We start from the raw sequence: 14,836 nt of genomic DNA, 5'->3' as shown, positions 1-14,836 counted from the left end.
TTTCCCCCGCGCGTCATCAAGCGTGCGTACTTCCTCCCCTATACTGGCTTCGCTGGAACTGAGCACAGAATTCGTCCGTCCGCTTTTCGTCCGTTAGTTTTTATAGGGGTGACCACATGACCAACACCGTATCTTCGAGCACTGCTGCCGCCAACGTCCACGCGCAACAGCAAGCTGCATCCAAACGCAAATCCACCGTCGACTTCGCCAAGCTGGTCGCCAACGCCGGCGGTGACATCAAGACCGACACCAACACCGCAACCAAGCAACCCAACGGCGCCACCGCCATCGTGCAAAGCGACGGCGCCAAAGTCACGGCATGATTATGTGCCGGCAGCGATGCCGGCGATGATGGATAGATCGGAAATAAAAAAAGCCACGTTCGCGTGGCTTTTTGTTTGTGCGGCGTAATGACCTTAATGACTTCATGACGGCGCAAGCGAATCAATATAGGCACCACAAAGCAAAAAGCCCCGATCCGTTTAGGAAGTCGGGGCTTTCGCCTGAATCTTGGTTGCGGGGGCAGGATTTGAACCTACGACCTTCGGGTTATGAGCCCGACGAGCTGCCAGACTGCTCCACCCCGCGTCTGAAGAAATAGATTATACGACATATCCACCTTCCGTGCAAATTTCCACTGAGAATACTTTCTTTGCGCGCGTGCGTCATGCTGCGCGCGCCTTACGGAGGCATCACGATTTGCACAGGGACGCATGCATGCATAAAAGAGTGACCCTGATGGCGACAGTGATACACTTCTACCTCGCATTTGCCGTGAATCACCATATAGACGATGGCGCGTTATTCGCCGTCGGACATTCCTACAAAAACACGCCTACCGCCTTTTATGAAATTTTGTTCTGAATGCGCTCATCCGGTTTCGTTGCAGATTCCTCCCGATGACAATCGCCCGCGCTTCGTGTGCGGCAATTGCGGCGCCATTCATTACCAGAATCCAAAAATGGTGGTCGGTTCCATCCCGGTCTGGGAACGTGACGGCGAAGTGCGCGTGCTGCTGTGCAAGCGCGCCATCGAACCACGTCATGGCTACTGGACCTTGCCGGCCGGCTTCATGGAAAACAATGAAACCACCAGCGAAGCCGCCGAACGCGAAACCGAAGAAGAAGCCGGCGCACACATCAAGCTGGGCGCGCTGTTCTCCCTGATCAACGTGCCGCACGTGCACCAGGTGCACTTCTTTTACCTGGCCGAGCTGCTCGATCTCGATTACGCCGCCGGCACCGAAAGCCTGGAAGTCGCGATGTTCAGGGAAGATGAAATCCCCTGGGCCGACATCGCCTTCCCGACGGTGGAATACACTTTGCGCTCCTTCTTTGCCGATCTTGCCAAGGTCAGGACCGGCGACGGCGTGTTCGGCCTGCACACCGACGATATCCGCAAACGCATGGTGCAGCCGGAACAGCCTGACTAAACGAACGTAAACGGAACTGCGCATGATTTCCTGGCTGGATGTCGATTCGCCCTTCCCCGATGTGTCCAAGGCGCTGGCCGAGCCGGCCGGTTTGCTTGCCGCCGGCGCCGACCTGTCGCCGCAACGGCTGCTCGAAGCCTACCGCCACGGCATCTTCCCGTGGTTCTCCGAAGGCCAGCCCATCCTGTGGTGGAGCACCGATCCGCGCATGGTGCTGTACACCGACCGTTTCATCATTTCCGACAGCCTTAAAAAGACCCTGCGCAAGATCGAGCGCAGCCGCCATACCGACCAGCGTTGGGAGATCCGTTTCGATTCCGCCTTCCGCGACGTCATGCGCGCCTGCGCCGGGCCGCGCCGCGACGACGCCGGCACCTGGATTTCCAAGGACATCGTCGACGGCTATTGCGGCCTGCATCGCGCCGGCTATGCGCATTCGGCGGAAGTCTGGCTGGAAGGGAAACTGGTCGGCGGCGCCTACGGCGTGTCGATCGGCCAGATGTTCTACGGCGAATCGATGTTTGCGCGCGTGACTGATGCCTCCAAGGTGGCGCTGGCCTACCTGGTGCATTTCCTGCGCCGGCACGGCGTGCAGATGATCGATTGCCAGCAGGAGACGCCGCACCTGGCGTCGCTGGGAGCGATCCCGATCCCGCGCAACGACTTCATCAAACATCTGCGCCTGGCCATCGAGGCGCCGCAGATTGGTTTCTGGCATCCACTGGACTTGTTTCCGCCGGCCTGACGCCCCGCGTTGAAGCCCTGCCGACGGTGCAGTTACTGCGGCCCCAAAGTAGTGTAAATTACAGGGAATCGTGACGAAATCGTTACATCGCCGCGCATAGCGAAGCGACTGCCAATGATTGCACCTCAGGACGCCCATGACGCATCTTAAAGACCTGCCGTTTTCCACGTTGCAGTTTTATGCAACGGCTCCCTATCCCTGCAGTTACCTGGATAACCAGCAAGCCCGCTCGCAAGTCGCCACGCCGTCGCACCTGATCAACGCCGATGTCTATTCCGAACTGGTCAAGACCGGTTTCCGCCGCAGCGGCATCTTTACGTATCGTCCCTATTGCGACGGCTGCCAAGCCTGTACGCCGGTGCGTATCAAGACCGCCGAATTCAGCCCCAACCGCAGCCAGCGCCGCGCCTGGAGCAAGAACAGCGGCCTGGTCACGCTGGTCACCAACCTGACCTACGCCTACGAGCATTACGAGCTGTACCTGCGCTACCAGTCGGTGCGCCACGCCGGCGGCGGCATGGACCAGGACAGCCGCGACCAGTACGCGCAATTCCTGCTGCAGAGCAAGGTCAACACGCGCCTGGTCGAATTCCGCGAAGCCGACGGCACGCTGCGCATGGTCAGCATCATTGATGTGCTTGATGACGGCTTGTCATCGGTCTATACCTTCTACGATCCCGATGTCGAAGGCTCGTCCTACGGCACCTACAACATCCTGTGGCAGATCGAACAAGCCCGCCAGCTCGGCATCCCCTATGTCTATCTCGGCTACTGGATCAAGGAAAGCGCCAAGATGGCCTACAAGACCAACTTCCAGCCGCTGGAAGCATTGCAGGACGGCAACTGGGCCGAATTGCGCGAATAGCTTCGCCCCACGCACGCCGTTTAGCGCGGAAAAGCACCCCGGACACGTTAAAATAGCGGCACTTTTTCCTCCAGCCCATCACCGTGTCCGATAAATTCCTCTACGCCCTCGCTCGTCCCCTGCTGTTTTCGCTCGACGCAGAATCCGCCCACCACCTGACCCTGCCCGCCTTGCGCCGCGCCGCCGCGCTCGGCCTGACCGGCTTCATCAGCAAACCGGCCGCCGATCCGCGCACGGTCATGGGCGTCACCTTTCCCAATCCGGTCGGCCTGGCCGCCGGCCTGGACAAGGACGGCTCCTACATCGACGGCCTGGCGGCGCTCGGCTTCGGTTCGATTGAAATCGGCACGGTCACGCCGCGCGCGCAGCCGGGCAACCCGAAGCCACGCATGTTCCGCCTGCCCGCCGCCCACGCCATCATCAACCGCATGGGCTTCAACAACGGCGGCGTCGACGCCTTCGTCGCCAACGTGCAGGCCTCACGCTTCTACCAGGCCAAGCAAGGCGTGCTCGGCCTGAACATCGGCAAGAACGCCGATACCCCGATCGAACGCGCCGCCGACGATTACCTGCACTGCCTGGAAAAAGTCTATCCCTACGCCAGCTACGTGACCGTCAACATTTCGTCGCCCAACACCAAGAACCTGCGCCAACTGCAAGGCGCGTCCGAACTCGACGCCCTGTTGTCGCAACTGAAGGATGCGCAACTGCACCTGGCCGACCAGCACAAGCGCTACGTGCCGGTGGCGCTGAAGATCGCACCCGATATCGACAGCGAGCAGATCAAGAATATCGCCGACGCGCTGCTGCGCCACAAGCTCGACGGCGTCATCGCCACCAACACCACCATCACGCGCGACGCCGTCAAGGGCCTGCAATACGGCGAAGAAGCCGGCGGCCTGTCGGGTGCGCCGGTGTTCGAATTGTCGAACCAGGTGGTGCGCGGCCTCAAGGCCGAACTGGGCGACGCGCTGCCGATCATCGGTGTCGGCGGCATCCTCAGCGGCAGCAACGCCAAGGCCAAGATGGAAGCCGGCGCCTCGCTGGTGCAGCTGTATTCGGGCCTGATCTATCGCGGCCCGGCGCTGGTCAAGGAATGCGCCGACGCCTTGCGCTGAACCGGTCTTGCATAAAAAAACCGCCGTTGCATTTGCGTGCAGCGGCGGCTTTTTATTGGGCGTTCAATGTGAGGCTTACAGCACCTTGCGCAAGAAATCACGGGTGCGCTCATTCTTCGGCTCGCCCAGCACCTGCTGCGGCGGACCTTCTTCCATGATCACGCCCTGGTCGATGAACAGCACACGATCCGAGACTTCGCGCGCAAAGCCCATTTCATGGGTGACCACCACCATGGTCATGCCTTCTTCGGCCAGCGTCTTCATCACGGTCAGCACTTCGCCCACCAGTTCCGGATCGAGCGCCGAGGTCGGTTCGTCGAACAGCATGACCTTGGGCTCCATCGCCAGCGCGCGGGCGATCGCCACGCGTTGCTGCTGACCGCCGGACAACTGGTTCGGAAACGCGTCGATCTTTTCCAGCAAACCGACTTTCTGCAGCAGCTTTTCGGCCACCAGCACCGCCTCGCGGCGCGACAGTTTCTTGACCTGCATTGGCGCCATGATCAGGTTCTCCAGCACCGACATGTGCGGGAACAGGTTGAAGCGCTGGAACACCATGCCGAGGCCGGCACGCAGCGTGTTCAGGTTGACGTGCGGATCGTTGACCTTGACGCCGTCGATGAAGATCTCGCCGTCGGTCGCTTCTTCCAGGCCGTTGAGGCAGCGCAGGAAGGTGCTCTTGCCCGAACCCGAAGGCCCGATCACGCACACCACTTCGCTCTCCCTGATCTCGCAATCGATGCCGCGCAGGATGTGTGCATCGCCGTACTGTTTCTGCAATTGCTTGACGATGATCATCGTGCATCTCCTTTGCCGTAGCGGGTTTCAAGATGCCGCACGAACGCCGACAGCAGCAAGGTAATGCCCCAATACACCAGCGAAATGGTCAGGTACGGCTCCCAGTAGCGCGCATACGCGCCGGAGACCGTGCGCGCGGCATAGGCCAGTTCAGCCAGGCCGATGGCCGAGGCCAGCGACGAATCCTTGACGATGGCGATGGCGTTGTTGCCCAGCGGCGGCAGCATGCGGCGGAACGCCTGCGGCAGCACCACCTTGCGCAGCGTCTGCATGTAGGTCATGCCGAGCGAACGCGATGCTTCGCTCTGGCCGCGGTCGATCGACTGGATGCCGGCGCGGAAGATTTCCGACACATAGGCGCCCGAGTTGAGCGTGATGGCCAGCACCGCCGACGCGAACGCGCCGTACTGCGAGCGGATCTCGCGCGCGATGTCGCCGCTCAGGATCAGGCCGCCGCTGGGATTGATCAGCATCGGCATCAGCGCGAAGTGGATCAGCAGGATCTGCACGAACAGCGGCGTGCCGCGCAGGAAGCTGACATAAAAGCGCACCGGCAGCTGCACCGCGTAACGCAGGAAATATTTCCAGAAACCGTGGCGTGCTTCAGCCAGCCGGCCGACGCCCAAGGCCAGGCCCCAGCAGGTGCCGGAGATCACGCAGATAAACGCGACCTTGATGGTCATCCACGTGCCCTCGATGAACAAGGGCAGGTACTCGCCGATGATTTCCCATTGGAAGAAAGAATTCATGAATGCAATCCGGGTAAAAATCTGCCCACGTCTCGCAAACAAGACGTGGGCATTGAGAAGAAATACTTAACTGCGCGGATTGCTGATTATTGCAACGGCAGCGTCGGCACGTTGGCGTCGAACCATTCCTTGTAGATCTTGGCGTAGGTGCCGTCGGCGACGATCTTCTTCAGCCCGGCGTTGATCTTGTCCTGCAATTCCTTGTTGCCCTTTTTCACCGCGATACCGAAGTATTGGCGGGTGAACTTGGCGTCGCCGACCACCTTGAATTGTTTTTCAGGATGGCTCTTGATGTAGAACTTGATCACGCCGACGTCGCCGATGGCCGCATCAACGCCGCCGCGATACAGCTCTTCCAGCATCAGCGGGGTGTTGTCGAAACGGTGGATCGCGGTGCTGGACTTGCCGACTTCTTCCGACAGGATGATATCGCCGGCGGTCGAGTTGACCACGCCGACTTGCAGCTTCTTCAGGTCGGCCAGTCCGGCAACCTTGGAGCCGGCGCCGGTGATGATGACTTGTTCAGCGGGGAAATACGGCAGCGAAAAGTCGACCATCTGGGCGCGCTTCTCGGTGATGGTGATGCCGGAAATGATGATGTCGCGGTCGCCCTGGCCCAGGGTGGCGAAAATGCCTTCCCATGGTGTGCTGACCAGCTTGATCTGGAAGCCGGACGCCTTGGCGATGGCCTTGATGATGTCGATGTCAAAACCGACCAGTTCCTTCTTCGGCGTTTCGAATTCAAATGGACGGTAGGTGCCGCCGGCGCCGACGACGTAAGTCTGGTCTGCGGCCTGGGCCGAGATCGCGGTCAGCGACAGAGCCAGCACACTGCCCGCGAGCAGGACGAGTTTCTTGAGCGACATTGTTTTTCTCCCTGAGGTAAAGCTTGTAAATGAGCTTGTTGATGAATTGCTTACTGACGAATTGCTTGCGCTCCAAGACGGACTCGCATTTGCGCAAATGCGCTGCAAAGCCGCCCGGAGCGCGGAACCCGACATGATCCGGCGTATGCGGCGATCAGTCAACAGCCAATTTATTGATTTTTTGTTACTTCTTTATCGAATCAATGTTGATTTGCCGAACAGGCTCTCCACCAGCTCCACCACCAGCTCAGCCGTCTGGTTGCGCACGTCGCAGGCCGGATTGAGCTCCATGACGTCGAGCGAGGCCAGCCGTCCGGTGTCGGCAATCATTTCCATGCACAGCTGGGTCTCGCGGTAAGTCGGACCGCCCTGCACCGCGGTGCCCACCCCCGGCGCCACCGCCGGATCGAGGAAATCGATGTCGAAGCTCACATGCAGATGCGTGTCGGCATCGATGCCCGACAAGGCCTGCTCCATGGCAACGCGCATGCCATGCTCGTCGATGTGGCGCATGTCGTAGACGCGCAGCCCGAGTTCGTGCAGGTGGCGCTTTTCGTCGCGGTCGACGCTGCGGATGCCGATCTGGCGGATCGCATCCGGTTGCAGCGCCGGCACCTGGCCGCCGATGTGGGTAAGCGCGTCCGGCCCGGTGCCCAGCAAGCAGGCCACCGGCATGCCGTGGATGTTGCCGGTCGGTGTCGAGTCGCTGGTGTTGGCGTCGGCGTGGGCGTCCAGCCACAGCACCAGCAGCTTCTTGCCCTGCTCGCGGCAATGCTGCGCCACCGCCGCGATCGAGCCGATCGCCAGCGCATGGTCGCCGCCCAGCAGCACCGGAATCTGCCCATGGTGCAAGGCGCCGTGCACCGCTTCATACACCGCACGATTCCACGCCACCACTTGCTCCAGATGACGGAAACCCTGCACCGGCCCTTGCTGCGGATTCGGTGGGCCGCTGACGTCGCCGCCGTCGGTCACGCTGAGTCCATGCTGCTGCAAGGCTTGCTGCAGGTTGGCCACGCGCAGCGCTTCCGGTCCCATCGAGGCGCCGCGGCGACCCGCGCCGATGTCGGTGGGAGCGCCGATCAGCTGGATTTTCTTGTTGCGGTTTTCTGTCATTTATTTCCTTCAGCGGTTTTAGTATTCATTGTTCATTGTTCAGGCGTGCAGCAAGTTGAGCGCTGCTGTCAATGTATCCGTCGGCGCCCGCTCCACGGCGGCGCCGTACAAATCCTTGGGATCGGCAAGGTCTGGCACCAGGTCGATCTGCTGCGTGAATCGTGCGTCCAGTTGTTCGTCCAGATAGCGCAGCGCCGAAAAATCTTCCAGCGCAAATCCCACCGAGTCGAACACCGTCACGTCCTCGTTACCGACGCGCCCGCAGGCCTCGCCCGCCAGCACCTGCCACAACTCGGTCACGGCGAAGTCGGCCGGCATCTGCTGCAGCTCGCCCTCGATGCGCGATTGCGGCTCGAACTCGACCACCACGCGCGACCTGCTCAGGACTTCACACTGCAACTCCGTCTTGCCTGGACAATCTCCGCCGACGGCGTTGAGGTGCATGCCCGCTTCCACCATGTCGGCAGTGACGATCACTGCGCGGCGCTTGTCCGCCGTGACGGTGGTGACAATATCGGCGCCGCGCACCGCTTCGGCGACGCTGCCGGCGCGCACGACGCGCAAGTCCGGATAGGCGCGCAGGTTGCGACACAGCTTGTCGGTGGCCCCGACGTCAACGTCGTACACGCGTAATTCATCGATACCGAGCAGACGGTGGAAGGCAATCGCCTGGAACTCGCTCTGCGCGCCGTTGCCGATCAGCGCCATCACGCGGCTGTCCGGCCGCGCCATGTGCCGCGCCGCCAGCACCGAAGTCGCCGCCGTGCGCAAGGCGGTGGTCAGTGTCAGTTCGCTCAGCAGACGTGGATAACCGCTGCCGACATCAGCCAGCACGCCGAAGGCGGTCACCGTCAACAAACCATGTGACGTGTTGCGCGGGTGTCCGTTCACATATTTGAAGGAATACAGCCGCCCGTCCGAAATCGGCATCAGTTCGATCACGCCCACGGCCGAATGACTGGCCAGCCGCGCAGTTTTATCGAACTGTTGCCAGCGCAAGTAGTCTGCCTTGATATACGCCGCAAGCCCTTCGATGACCTGCTCCAGTGGGCGCGTCGCGAGGAAGGACTGCAATTCCCGGGTGCCGATGTACTTGACCATGATGAACGGTGCGGCTTGATGCCGCTTTTGCTGCGATGAAAGAAATTTTACAGATGAACATTGGAAATTTGCTTTCTTTATCCTATAAATAAAGACATGCTTATGCAGCTTTATTTCATAACTGGCGCTTAACGGGAGATTCCATGGACAAACTTGACGTCAAGATCCTTGAATTGCTGCAACAGGACGGCCGCATGAGCAATGTCGACATCTCGGAAAACATCCACCTGTCGCCGCCGCAATGCCTGCGCCGCGTACGCGTGCTGGAAGAACAAGGCGTGATCCGGCGTTACGCCGCGCTGGTGGCGCCGTCTGCGGTGGGGCTGGATGTCACGGCGTTTGTTGCGCTGTCGCTCGACCGCGCCCAGTTCAAGCAGGTGCGCGAGGTCGAAAGCGTGATCCGCGCCTTCCCGGAAATCATCGAGTGTTACACGATCTCCGGCGACTTCGACTATCTGCTGAAGGTGGTCTCGCACGACCTCAAGAGCCTGTCGCACTTCCTGACCGATCGCCTGATGCAGGTGCCGGGCGTGGCCGGCCTGCGCTCCATGATCTGCCTGGAAGAAGTCAAACCGCTATCGGGTCTGCCGATCAAGCTTGATAATCAGTGACGGTGGGAATATAGGAGCTCTGCTGCGCCACGAAACCGTCGAAAGCTTGCAGCAACGGTAAGTACTTTGTGTGCTCGTCTTCGAGTTGCGCCAGCGCATGGCAGGCGGCTTCCAGCGTCGACAACTGATCCGCGCGATGCGCCTTGCGGATGCGATATTGCGAGGCCGGGGGATCGATCAGCGGCAGGCGCGGCAAGGCCTGCAACAAGGGATTCAGATGCAGCATCTTGCGGCTCTTGCGCCAGGTGGCGTCAAGGATCACCAGCCGCAGCCACTCGGGTGCGGACAGATCGGGCACGGCGCTTGCCGGCTGGCCCGGCGTCTCCGGATACAGCAGCACCGGACGGAGGTCTCCCCCGAACAGCAAATCCCGCAACACCCTTTCATCGAATTGCTCGCCATGCGCCAGCACGCTGCCCGCCAGGCTCAGGTGCAGCAGGCGTCCGCTGCCCTTGGCCTGGGCGACTTCCAGCGGATGCTGCAGGATCAATACCTGCGCCGCCGGAGCCAGCGGCCGGATCCAGCTGCAGATGCAACTGCTCTGCGCGCGCAGGCAGCGCTCGCACATCGCACGTTTGGACGGCGCATCAACGCTCATTGTTTTATGTACTCCTGCAAGCCCGCCGCCAATGCATCAAAAGCCACGCGCACGCGCGCGCTGTTGCGCAGGTCTTCGTGCATCACCACCCAGGTTTCGAGCTTGAACGAAAACTGCTTCGTCAGCACGCGCACCAGGTTGGCGTCGCGTCGCGCCAGCGGTGTCTGGCAAAAGCCGATGCCGTAGCCGGCGCGGATCATCGCCAACTGCGCGATGTCGCTGCTGGTGCGCAGTGCGAACTGGCTGCGGCGCAAGGTCGGCATGTGCTTGGCGGCGCTGCGGATGAAGGCGGTTTCCTTGTCGAAGCCGATGATGGCGTGCTCGTTCAGTTGCGGGAGATCCTTCGGTGTGCCGTGCAGCGCCAGGTAATCCTTATGTGCATGCAGGCCCAGTTCGATGGCGCCGATGCGGCGCGCGACCAGTACTTCCTGGGTCGGCTGTAGCATGCGCACGGCGATGTCGGCTTCGCGTTTGAGCAAGTCCTCGATGCGGCTCGACAGAGCCAGTTCGATCACCAGTTCCGGATGGCTGCGTTTGAGCGCCAGCAGGATGGGCGGCAGTACTTCGACGCCGATCACTTCGCTGGCGGTGATGCGCACGGTCCCGCGCACCTGTTCTCCGGCGCCGCCATGGGCCGAGGCCGCGCGCATCAGCGCCGCCGTGGTGGCAGCCAGGCTCTCGGCGTACGGCTGCAGGCTGAGCGCCGCTTCGGTCGGCATGAAGCCGTGCTGCGACCGGGTAAACAAGGCAAAGCCTACCGCCTGCTCCAGCGCGTCGACGTGACGGCCGATGGTCGGCTGCGTCAGCCCCAGCGCGCGTGCAGCGGCGGACAGCGAGCCTTCCTGCAGCACCGCCAGGAAAGAGCGATACAACTCCCAGCCGGGATCGGCGACGATCTTTTTATCCATACAAATAAGTATAGCACCACCATACTTTTAACCAATTCCATTTACCCCCCGTTTGTCCGACACTGACTTCATTGCAACGAACAAACAGGAGCGAATCATGGCAAACGGAAAAAACGTATTGGTCCTCGGCGCCACCGGCGGCATCGGCGGTGAAATGGCGCATCGCCTGCACGCGCAAGGCTGGCACGTGCGCGCACTGCATCGCCAGGCCGAACAGGTCGCCGCCCGCCCCGGCATGCACAAGTTCGACTGGATCAGTGGCGATGCCATGCAGCGCGCCGACGTGGTAGCCGCCGCACGCGGTGTCGACGTGATCGTGCATGCGGTCAATCCGCCCGGCTACCGGCGTTGGGCCGAGCTGGTGCTGCCGATGATGGACAACAGCATCGCCGCCGCCCAGGCCTTCGGCGCCCGCATCGTGCTGCCGGGCACGGTCTACAACTACGGCCCGGACGCCTTGCCCGAGCTGCACGTCGATTCGCCGCAGCATCCGGTCACGCGCAAGGGCGCCATTCGCGTGCAAATGGAACGACGCCTGCAAACCGCAGCCGCCGACGGCGTGCGCAGCCTGATCGTGCGCGCCGGTGATTTCTTCGGCCCGCATGCCGGCAACAACTGGTTCTCAATGGGATTGGTAAAGCCGGGCAAGACGCCGGCCTCCATCATCTATCCGGGCAAGCGCGGCGTCGGCCATCAATGGACTTACCTGCCCGACCTGGCGGAAACCATGGCTCGTCTGCTCGAACAAGAAGCGTCGCTGGAAACCTTCGCGCGCTTCCACATGAACGGCCACTGGGACGCCGACGGCGCACAAATGACGGACGCGATCCGCCGCGTGCTCGGCAAGGCACGGCTGCCGGTGCGCAGCTTCCCATGGTGGCTGCTGGGCCCGGCCGCGCCGGTCGTGCCGCTGTTCCGTGAGATGAAGGAGATGCGCTACCTGTGGCAACAGCCGGTGCGCATGGACAATGCGCGCCTGCTGCAGGTGCTGGGTGAAGAGCCGCACACGCCGCTCGATGAGGCCGTGCGCGCGACCCTCCGTGGGCTTGGTTGTCTGCCCGCGCAAGCCGGAACACAGACTCGCGCGGCGTAGGCAATACGTTCAAGCGCCAATCACACTGCCAGCCATGGCGGCGCAGCTTCCTTCACGTCGATCTTCTTCGGAATCAGTTTCAGGTCGAAGAAGGTATCGGCGATGCGCTGCTGCTCGGCCAGGATGGCGCCGGTGATCGGTTCGGTGCCGAAGCTGTAACGGCTGACCATGATGTCGACCACCGTCTTCGGCAAGCCGAGCACCGCCGACAGTTCCGCCGACAAGGCAGCGTGGTTGGCCTTGGCCCAGACGTCGATCTGGTTGAGCTCGTCGATGATGATGTTGATGACGTCCTTGTTCTTCTGCGCATAATCCTTCGACGAAAAATAGTAGGCGCGATTCTTCACCACGCCATTGGCATCCGCCAGGATTTGCGCGGACAAGGTGCTTTGCGCAGCGGCCAGGTAAGGCTCCCAGATCGCCCATGCATCGATGGCGCCTTTCTCGAACGCGGCGCGCGCGTCGGCCGGCGACAACCACACCGGATTGACGTCGGCGTAACGCAGTCCGGATTTCTCCAGCAGCTTGACCAGGAAGTAATGGACGTTGGAACCCTTGTTCAAGGCGATCTTCTTGCCCTTCAAATCGGCCACCGACCTGATCGCGGAGCCGGCCGGGAGCAGGATGCCTTCCAGACCGGGGCGCGGTACGGTGGCTGCGGCATAGATCAGGGGCGACCCTGCCGCCTGCGAAAAGATTGGCGGCGCTTCACCGACGTCGCCGAAGTCGATGGACCCCACGCTCAATGCTTCCAGTTGCACCGGACCGGCCGAGAATTCTATCCACTTGATCGAGACGCCCAAAGGGGCCAGGCGTTTTTCCAGCGTGCCCCGTCCCTTCAGCAGGCTGAGCACGCCCTTCTGATAACCGATGCGCAACTCGCGCGCAGCGGCCGATGCAGAGAGCGGGAACAACGACGTCAAGGCGGCGAAGGCGCTGAATCCGGCCCCGCCTCTCAGTACTTTGCGACGCAAGGTATTGGTGGCGGAGGCGGCGTTTGATTTCAAAGTAGTTGTTTTTTTCATGTGCTTCCCATGGTTGTAGATTTGCTTACTCTAAAGAGCAGAGCAGACCTCAGGGAACGAATAAAAAACCATATCAATATGCGGTAGCCGACGCTCTGCATCCTCTGTGCTGTATTCATCCGAGCACTCTCTGCCGCTCGTTCTGCGCTATCGCTTATCTGTTTTTCGAACTAGCGAACTCGTTTTTATTCGTTTTGTTTCAAATTGGCGGCCCGTACATTTATGTCAACGGCCTGCTGTCGTCTATCGCCACCAGAATGACCGCAATTGCGAGCAGGTCCGAGTCGATTCGTTGTCAGAACGTCAGAACAATCATCGAGGTCTCCTTCATGTCCGTCGCTTATTCGTCCGCACCTGTTCAATCCCCCGTATCCACTGCGGCCTTGCCTGAGGAGCTGGTCTCCATCAAGGCCGAGGCCACATCGTCTTCCCTGCCCTATGCCGGCGGCGTTCCGCCGGTGCTGGCCTGGAAGCTGTTCTCCACCCAACAGGTATTGCTGGTGGACGTCCGTACCAATGAAGAACGCAAGTTTGTCGGCCATGTTCCCGGCAGCATCCATGTACCGTGGGCGACCGGCACCGCGCTGACACGCAATCCGCGCTTCGTGCGCGAGCTGGAAAGCAAGATCGGCGGCAAGGATGTCGTCGCGCTGCTGCTGTGCCGCAGCGGCAAGCGCTCGGCGCTGGCGGCTGAAGCCGCAGCCAAGGCGGGTCTCACCTGTATTTTCAATGTCCTGGAAGGCTTCGAAGGCGAGATAGATTCGGAGCAGCAGCGCGGCAAGGCCGACGGCTGGCGCTTCCATGGATTGCCCTGGATTCAGGACTAAATGCAGGACTGAACAAAAAAATAAAAGTAAAGGAACAGCGTGGCCACTTTCGACATTCCCAACATCGTGCAGTCGCTGCATGAAGCGCGCCTGAACTGGCGCCAGGCGCAACGGCGCGCCAGCGAACCGGGGGGGCGCGAGTTTCCTTCGCGCGATGCGCTGTCGGAGGTCATCGAGAGCCTCAAGGGCGTGCTGTTCCCGATGCGTCTCGGCCCGCCCGACCTGCGCCAGGAAAGCGAAGACTTCCACGTCGCCCATGCACTCGATGCGGCCCTGCATTCGCTGCTGAAACAGGTGCGCCTGGAATTGAAATACAACGCGGCGCTCCACAGCGTGACCGGCGCCACCGACCGCGACATTGACCATGACGCACTGGCGGCAACCCGGACCTTCGCAGCAGCGCTTCCCGGCATCCGCACCCTGCTCGACAGCGACGTGCTGGCGGCCTACCAGGGCGATCCGGCGGCGCGCAGCGTGGACGAAGTCCTGCTGTGCTATCCCGGCGTGCTGGCGATGATCCACTATCGTCTCGGCCACCAGCTGTATGTCCTGGGCCTGCCGCTGCTGGCGCGCATCGTCGCTGAACTCGCGCATGGCGCCACCGGCATCGACATCCATCCGGGCGCCACCATCGGCGCCGGCTTCTTCATCGATCACGGCACCGGTGTGGTGATCGGCGAGACCGCGGTCATCGGTGAACGCGTACGCGTCTACCAGGCGGTCACGCTAGGCGCGAAACGTTTCCCTACCGATGCCGAAGGCAACCTGCAAAAAGGCCTGCCCCGCCATCCGGTGGTGGAAGACGACGTCGTCATCTACGCCGGCGCCACCATCCTCGGCCGCATCACGCTGGGCAAAGGCGCGGTCATCGGCGGCAATGTCTGGCTGACGCATGATGTGCCGCCGGGCGGTCGCATCGCGCAGGCGGAGTCGCGCGAAGGCGCGTTTGCCAACGGCATCGCTTCCACGTGAACACCATCGTGA

17 protein-coding genes and 1 tRNA gene are annotated in these 14,836 nt (G+C 61.5%); 9 read left to right on the top strand and 9 right to left on the bottom strand.

Translation table 11 applies throughout. From position 1 onward, the window contains the following. The first annotated feature begins 116 nt into the window (after positions 1 to 116). Positions 117 to 323 (top strand): hypothetical protein, encoded by a 207-nt coding sequence (locus ACIROY_RS13235; RefSeq protein ID WP_116433234.1) that lies wholly within the window; start codon positions 117 to 119, stop codon positions 321 to 323. A 188-nt stretch (positions 324 to 511) separates the two neighbouring features. On the opposite strand, the gene ACIROY_RS13230 is transcribed toward ACIROY_RS13235, so the two are convergent. After that, positions 512 to 588, bottom strand: a tRNA-Met gene (locus ACIROY_RS13230). A gap of 259 nt (positions 589 to 847) precedes the next feature. Between ACIROY_RS13230 and ACIROY_RS13225 the strand changes: the two genes are divergently transcribed. The 4 genes from ACIROY_RS13225 to ACIROY_RS13210 all read left to right on the top strand — a co-directional run bounded on the left by ACIROY_RS13225 (position 848) and on the right by ACIROY_RS13210 (position 4,160). Then, positions 848 to 1,432 carry an NUDIX hydrolase gene (locus ACIROY_RS13225; protein WP_402279250.1) on the top strand — a complete coding sequence of 195 codons (585 nt, stop codon included), beginning with the start codon at positions 848 to 850 and terminating at the stop codon, positions 1,430 to 1,432. A 22-nt stretch (positions 1,433 to 1,454) separates the two neighbouring features. Then, a complete protein-coding gene (aat, locus tag ACIROY_RS13220; RefSeq protein ID WP_402341919.1) occupies positions 1,455 to 2,177 on the top strand; it encodes a leucyl/phenylalanyl-tRNA--protein transferase in 723 nt (240 codons plus the stop codon). A gap of 136 nt (positions 2,178 to 2,313) precedes the next feature. Then, entirely contained in the window at positions 2,314 to 3,042 is a 729-nt protein-coding gene (locus ACIROY_RS13215) for an arginyltransferase (protein ID WP_402279245.1), read from the top strand. Between the two features lie 83 nt (positions 3,043 to 3,125). Further along, on the top strand, positions 3,126 to 4,160 hold the full coding sequence (locus ACIROY_RS13210; protein ID WP_402341917.1) for a quinone-dependent dihydroorotate dehydrogenase: 1,035 nt from the start codon (positions 3,126 to 3,128) through the stop codon (positions 4,158 to 4,160). A gap of 75 nt (positions 4,161 to 4,235) precedes the next feature. Here ACIROY_RS13210 and ACIROY_RS13205 read toward each other — a convergent pair whose 3' ends face one another. The 5 genes from ACIROY_RS13205 to ACIROY_RS13185 all read right to left on the bottom strand — a co-directional run bounded on the left by ACIROY_RS13205 (position 4,236) and on the right by ACIROY_RS13185 (position 8,790). Beyond that, positions 4,236 to 4,958, bottom strand: a complete 723-nt coding sequence (locus ACIROY_RS13205) for an amino acid ABC transporter ATP-binding protein (RefSeq protein WP_402279242.1) — start codon at positions 4,956 to 4,958, stop codon at positions 4,236 to 4,238. Then, complete coding sequence (locus ACIROY_RS13200; protein WP_402279240.1) at positions 4,955 to 5,707, bottom strand: amino acid ABC transporter permease; 753 nt, start codon at positions 5,705 to 5,707, stop codon at positions 4,955 to 4,957. Before ACIROY_RS13200 ends, ACIROY_RS13205 begins: the two co-directional genes overlap by 4 nt. Positions 5,708 to 5,793: 86 nt before the next feature. Further along, positions 5,794 to 6,573, bottom strand: a complete 780-nt coding sequence (locus tag ACIROY_RS13195; protein WP_402341915.1) for a basic amino acid ABC transporter substrate-binding protein — start codon at positions 6,571 to 6,573, stop codon at positions 5,794 to 5,796. Positions 6,574 to 6,765: 192 nt separating this feature from the next. Beyond that, on the bottom strand, positions 6,766 to 7,689 hold the full coding sequence (rocF, locus tag ACIROY_RS13190) for an arginase (protein ID WP_402341913.1): 924 nt from the start codon (positions 7,687 to 7,689) through the stop codon (positions 6,766 to 6,768). A gap of 39 nt (positions 7,690 to 7,728) precedes the next feature. Next, positions 7,729 to 8,790, bottom strand: coding sequence for an ornithine cyclodeaminase (locus ACIROY_RS13185; RefSeq protein WP_402341911.1), 1,062 nt, complete (start codon positions 8,788 to 8,790; stop codon positions 7,729 to 7,731). Between the two features lie 143 nt (positions 8,791 to 8,933). Between ACIROY_RS13185 and ACIROY_RS13180 the strand changes: the two genes are divergently transcribed. Beyond that, positions 8,934 to 9,401, top strand: coding sequence for an Lrp/AsnC family transcriptional regulator (locus ACIROY_RS13180; RefSeq protein ID WP_402341909.1), 468 nt, complete (start codon positions 8,934 to 8,936; stop codon positions 9,399 to 9,401). On the opposite strand, the gene ACIROY_RS13175 is transcribed toward ACIROY_RS13180, so the two are convergent. Beyond that, positions 9,382 to 9,999 carry a tRNA-uridine aminocarboxypropyltransferase gene (locus tag ACIROY_RS13175; RefSeq protein WP_402341907.1) on the bottom strand — a complete coding sequence of 206 codons (618 nt, stop codon included), beginning with the start codon at positions 9,997 to 9,999 and terminating at the stop codon, positions 9,382 to 9,384. The genes ACIROY_RS13180 and ACIROY_RS13175 overlap by 20 nt on opposite strands. Then, positions 9,996 to 10,907 carry a LysR family transcriptional regulator gene (locus ACIROY_RS13170; RefSeq protein ID WP_402279225.1) on the bottom strand — a complete coding sequence of 304 codons (912 nt, stop codon included), beginning with the start codon at positions 10,905 to 10,907 and terminating at the stop codon, positions 9,996 to 9,998. Before ACIROY_RS13170 ends, ACIROY_RS13175 begins: the two co-directional genes overlap by 4 nt. A gap of 97 nt (positions 10,908 to 11,004) precedes the next feature. Here ACIROY_RS13170 and ACIROY_RS13165 point away from each other — a divergent pair, with 97 nt between their 5' ends. After that, entirely contained in the window at positions 11,005 to 12,000 is a 996-nt protein-coding gene (locus ACIROY_RS13165) for an SDR family NAD(P)-dependent oxidoreductase (RefSeq protein ID WP_402279222.1), read from the top strand. 20 nt (positions 12,001 to 12,020) lie between these two features. Here ACIROY_RS13165 and ACIROY_RS13160 read toward each other — a convergent pair whose 3' ends face one another. Further along, positions 12,021 to 13,025, bottom strand: a complete 1,005-nt coding sequence (locus ACIROY_RS13160; protein ID WP_402279219.1) for a sulfonate ABC transporter substrate-binding protein — start codon at positions 13,023 to 13,025, stop codon at positions 12,021 to 12,023. A gap of 329 nt (positions 13,026 to 13,354) precedes the next feature. Between ACIROY_RS13160 and ACIROY_RS13155 the strand changes: the two genes are divergently transcribed. Next, positions 13,355 to 13,852, top strand: coding sequence for a rhodanese-like domain-containing protein (locus ACIROY_RS13155; protein ID WP_402279217.1), 498 nt, complete (start codon positions 13,355 to 13,357; stop codon positions 13,850 to 13,852). Positions 13,853 to 13,891: 39 nt separating this feature from the next. Further along, entirely contained in the window at positions 13,892 to 14,824 is a 933-nt protein-coding gene (gene epsC / locus ACIROY_RS13150; protein WP_402279214.1) for a serine O-acetyltransferase EpsC, read from the top strand. Positions 14,825 to 14,836 lie beyond the last annotated feature (12 nt).

The sequence above is a fragment of the Herbaspirillum sp. NPDC101396 genome (genome assembly GCF_044767365.1).
GTDB lineage: Bacteria > Pseudomonadota > Gammaproteobacteria > Burkholderiales > Burkholderiaceae_D > Herbaspirillum.
Note: the sequence above shows the minus strand (reverse complement) of the source record. Positions and strands in the feature narration are given on the sequence as shown.

Bases quoted from the DNA above. Each gene is read 5' to 3' on its own strand.
- ACIROY_RS13200 (WP_402279240.1), bottom strand. From the start codon at position 5,707: ATGAATTCTTTCTTCCAATGGGAAATCATCGGCGAGTACCTGCCCTTG.
- aat (WP_402341919.1), top strand. From the start codon at position 1,455: ATGATTTCCTGGCTGGATGTCGATTCGCCCTTCCCCGATGTGTCCAAG.
- ACIROY_RS13180 (WP_402341909.1), top strand. From the start codon at position 8,934: ATGGACAAACTTGACGTCAAGATCCTTGAATTGCTGCAACAGGACGGC.
- rocF (WP_402341913.1), bottom strand. From the start codon at position 7,689: ATGACAGAAAACCGCAACAAGAAAATCCAGCTGATCGGCGCTCCCACC.
- ACIROY_RS13175 (WP_402341907.1), bottom strand. From the start codon at position 9,999: ATGAGCGTTGATGCGCCGTCCAAACGTGCGATGTGCGAGCGCTGCCTG.
- ACIROY_RS13165 (WP_402279222.1), top strand. From the start codon at position 11,005: ATGGCAAACGGAAAAAACGTATTGGTCCTCGGCGCCACCGGCGGCATC.
- ACIROY_RS13215 (WP_402279245.1), top strand. From the start codon at position 2,314: ATGACGCATCTTAAAGACCTGCCGTTTTCCACGTTGCAGTTTTATGCA.
- ACIROY_RS13235 (WP_116433234.1), top strand. From the start codon at position 117: ATGACCAACACCGTATCTTCGAGCACTGCTGCCGCCAACGTCCACGCG.
- ACIROY_RS13205 (WP_402279242.1), bottom strand. From the start codon at position 4,958: ATGATCATCGTCAAGCAATTGCAGAAACAGTACGGCGATGCACACATC.
- ACIROY_RS13195 (WP_402341915.1), bottom strand. From the start codon at position 6,573: ATGTCGCTCAAGAAACTCGTCCTGCTCGCGGGCAGTGTGCTGGCTCTG.
- ACIROY_RS13170 (WP_402279225.1), bottom strand. From the start codon at position 10,907: ATGGATAAAAAGATCGTCGCCGATCCCGGCTGGGAGTTGTATCGCTCT.
- ACIROY_RS13155 (WP_402279217.1), top strand. From the start codon at position 13,355: ATGTCCGTCGCTTATTCGTCCGCACCTGTTCAATCCCCCGTATCCACT.
- ACIROY_RS13185 (WP_402341911.1), bottom strand. From the start codon at position 8,790: ATGGTCAAGTACATCGGCACCCGGGAATTGCAGTCCTTCCTCGCGACG.
- ACIROY_RS13225 (WP_402279250.1), top strand. From the start codon at position 848: ATGAAATTTTGTTCTGAATGCGCTCATCCGGTTTCGTTGCAGATTCCT.
- ACIROY_RS13160 (WP_402279219.1), bottom strand. From the start codon at position 13,025: ATGAAAAAAACAACTACTTTGAAATCAAACGCCGCCTCCGCCACCAAT.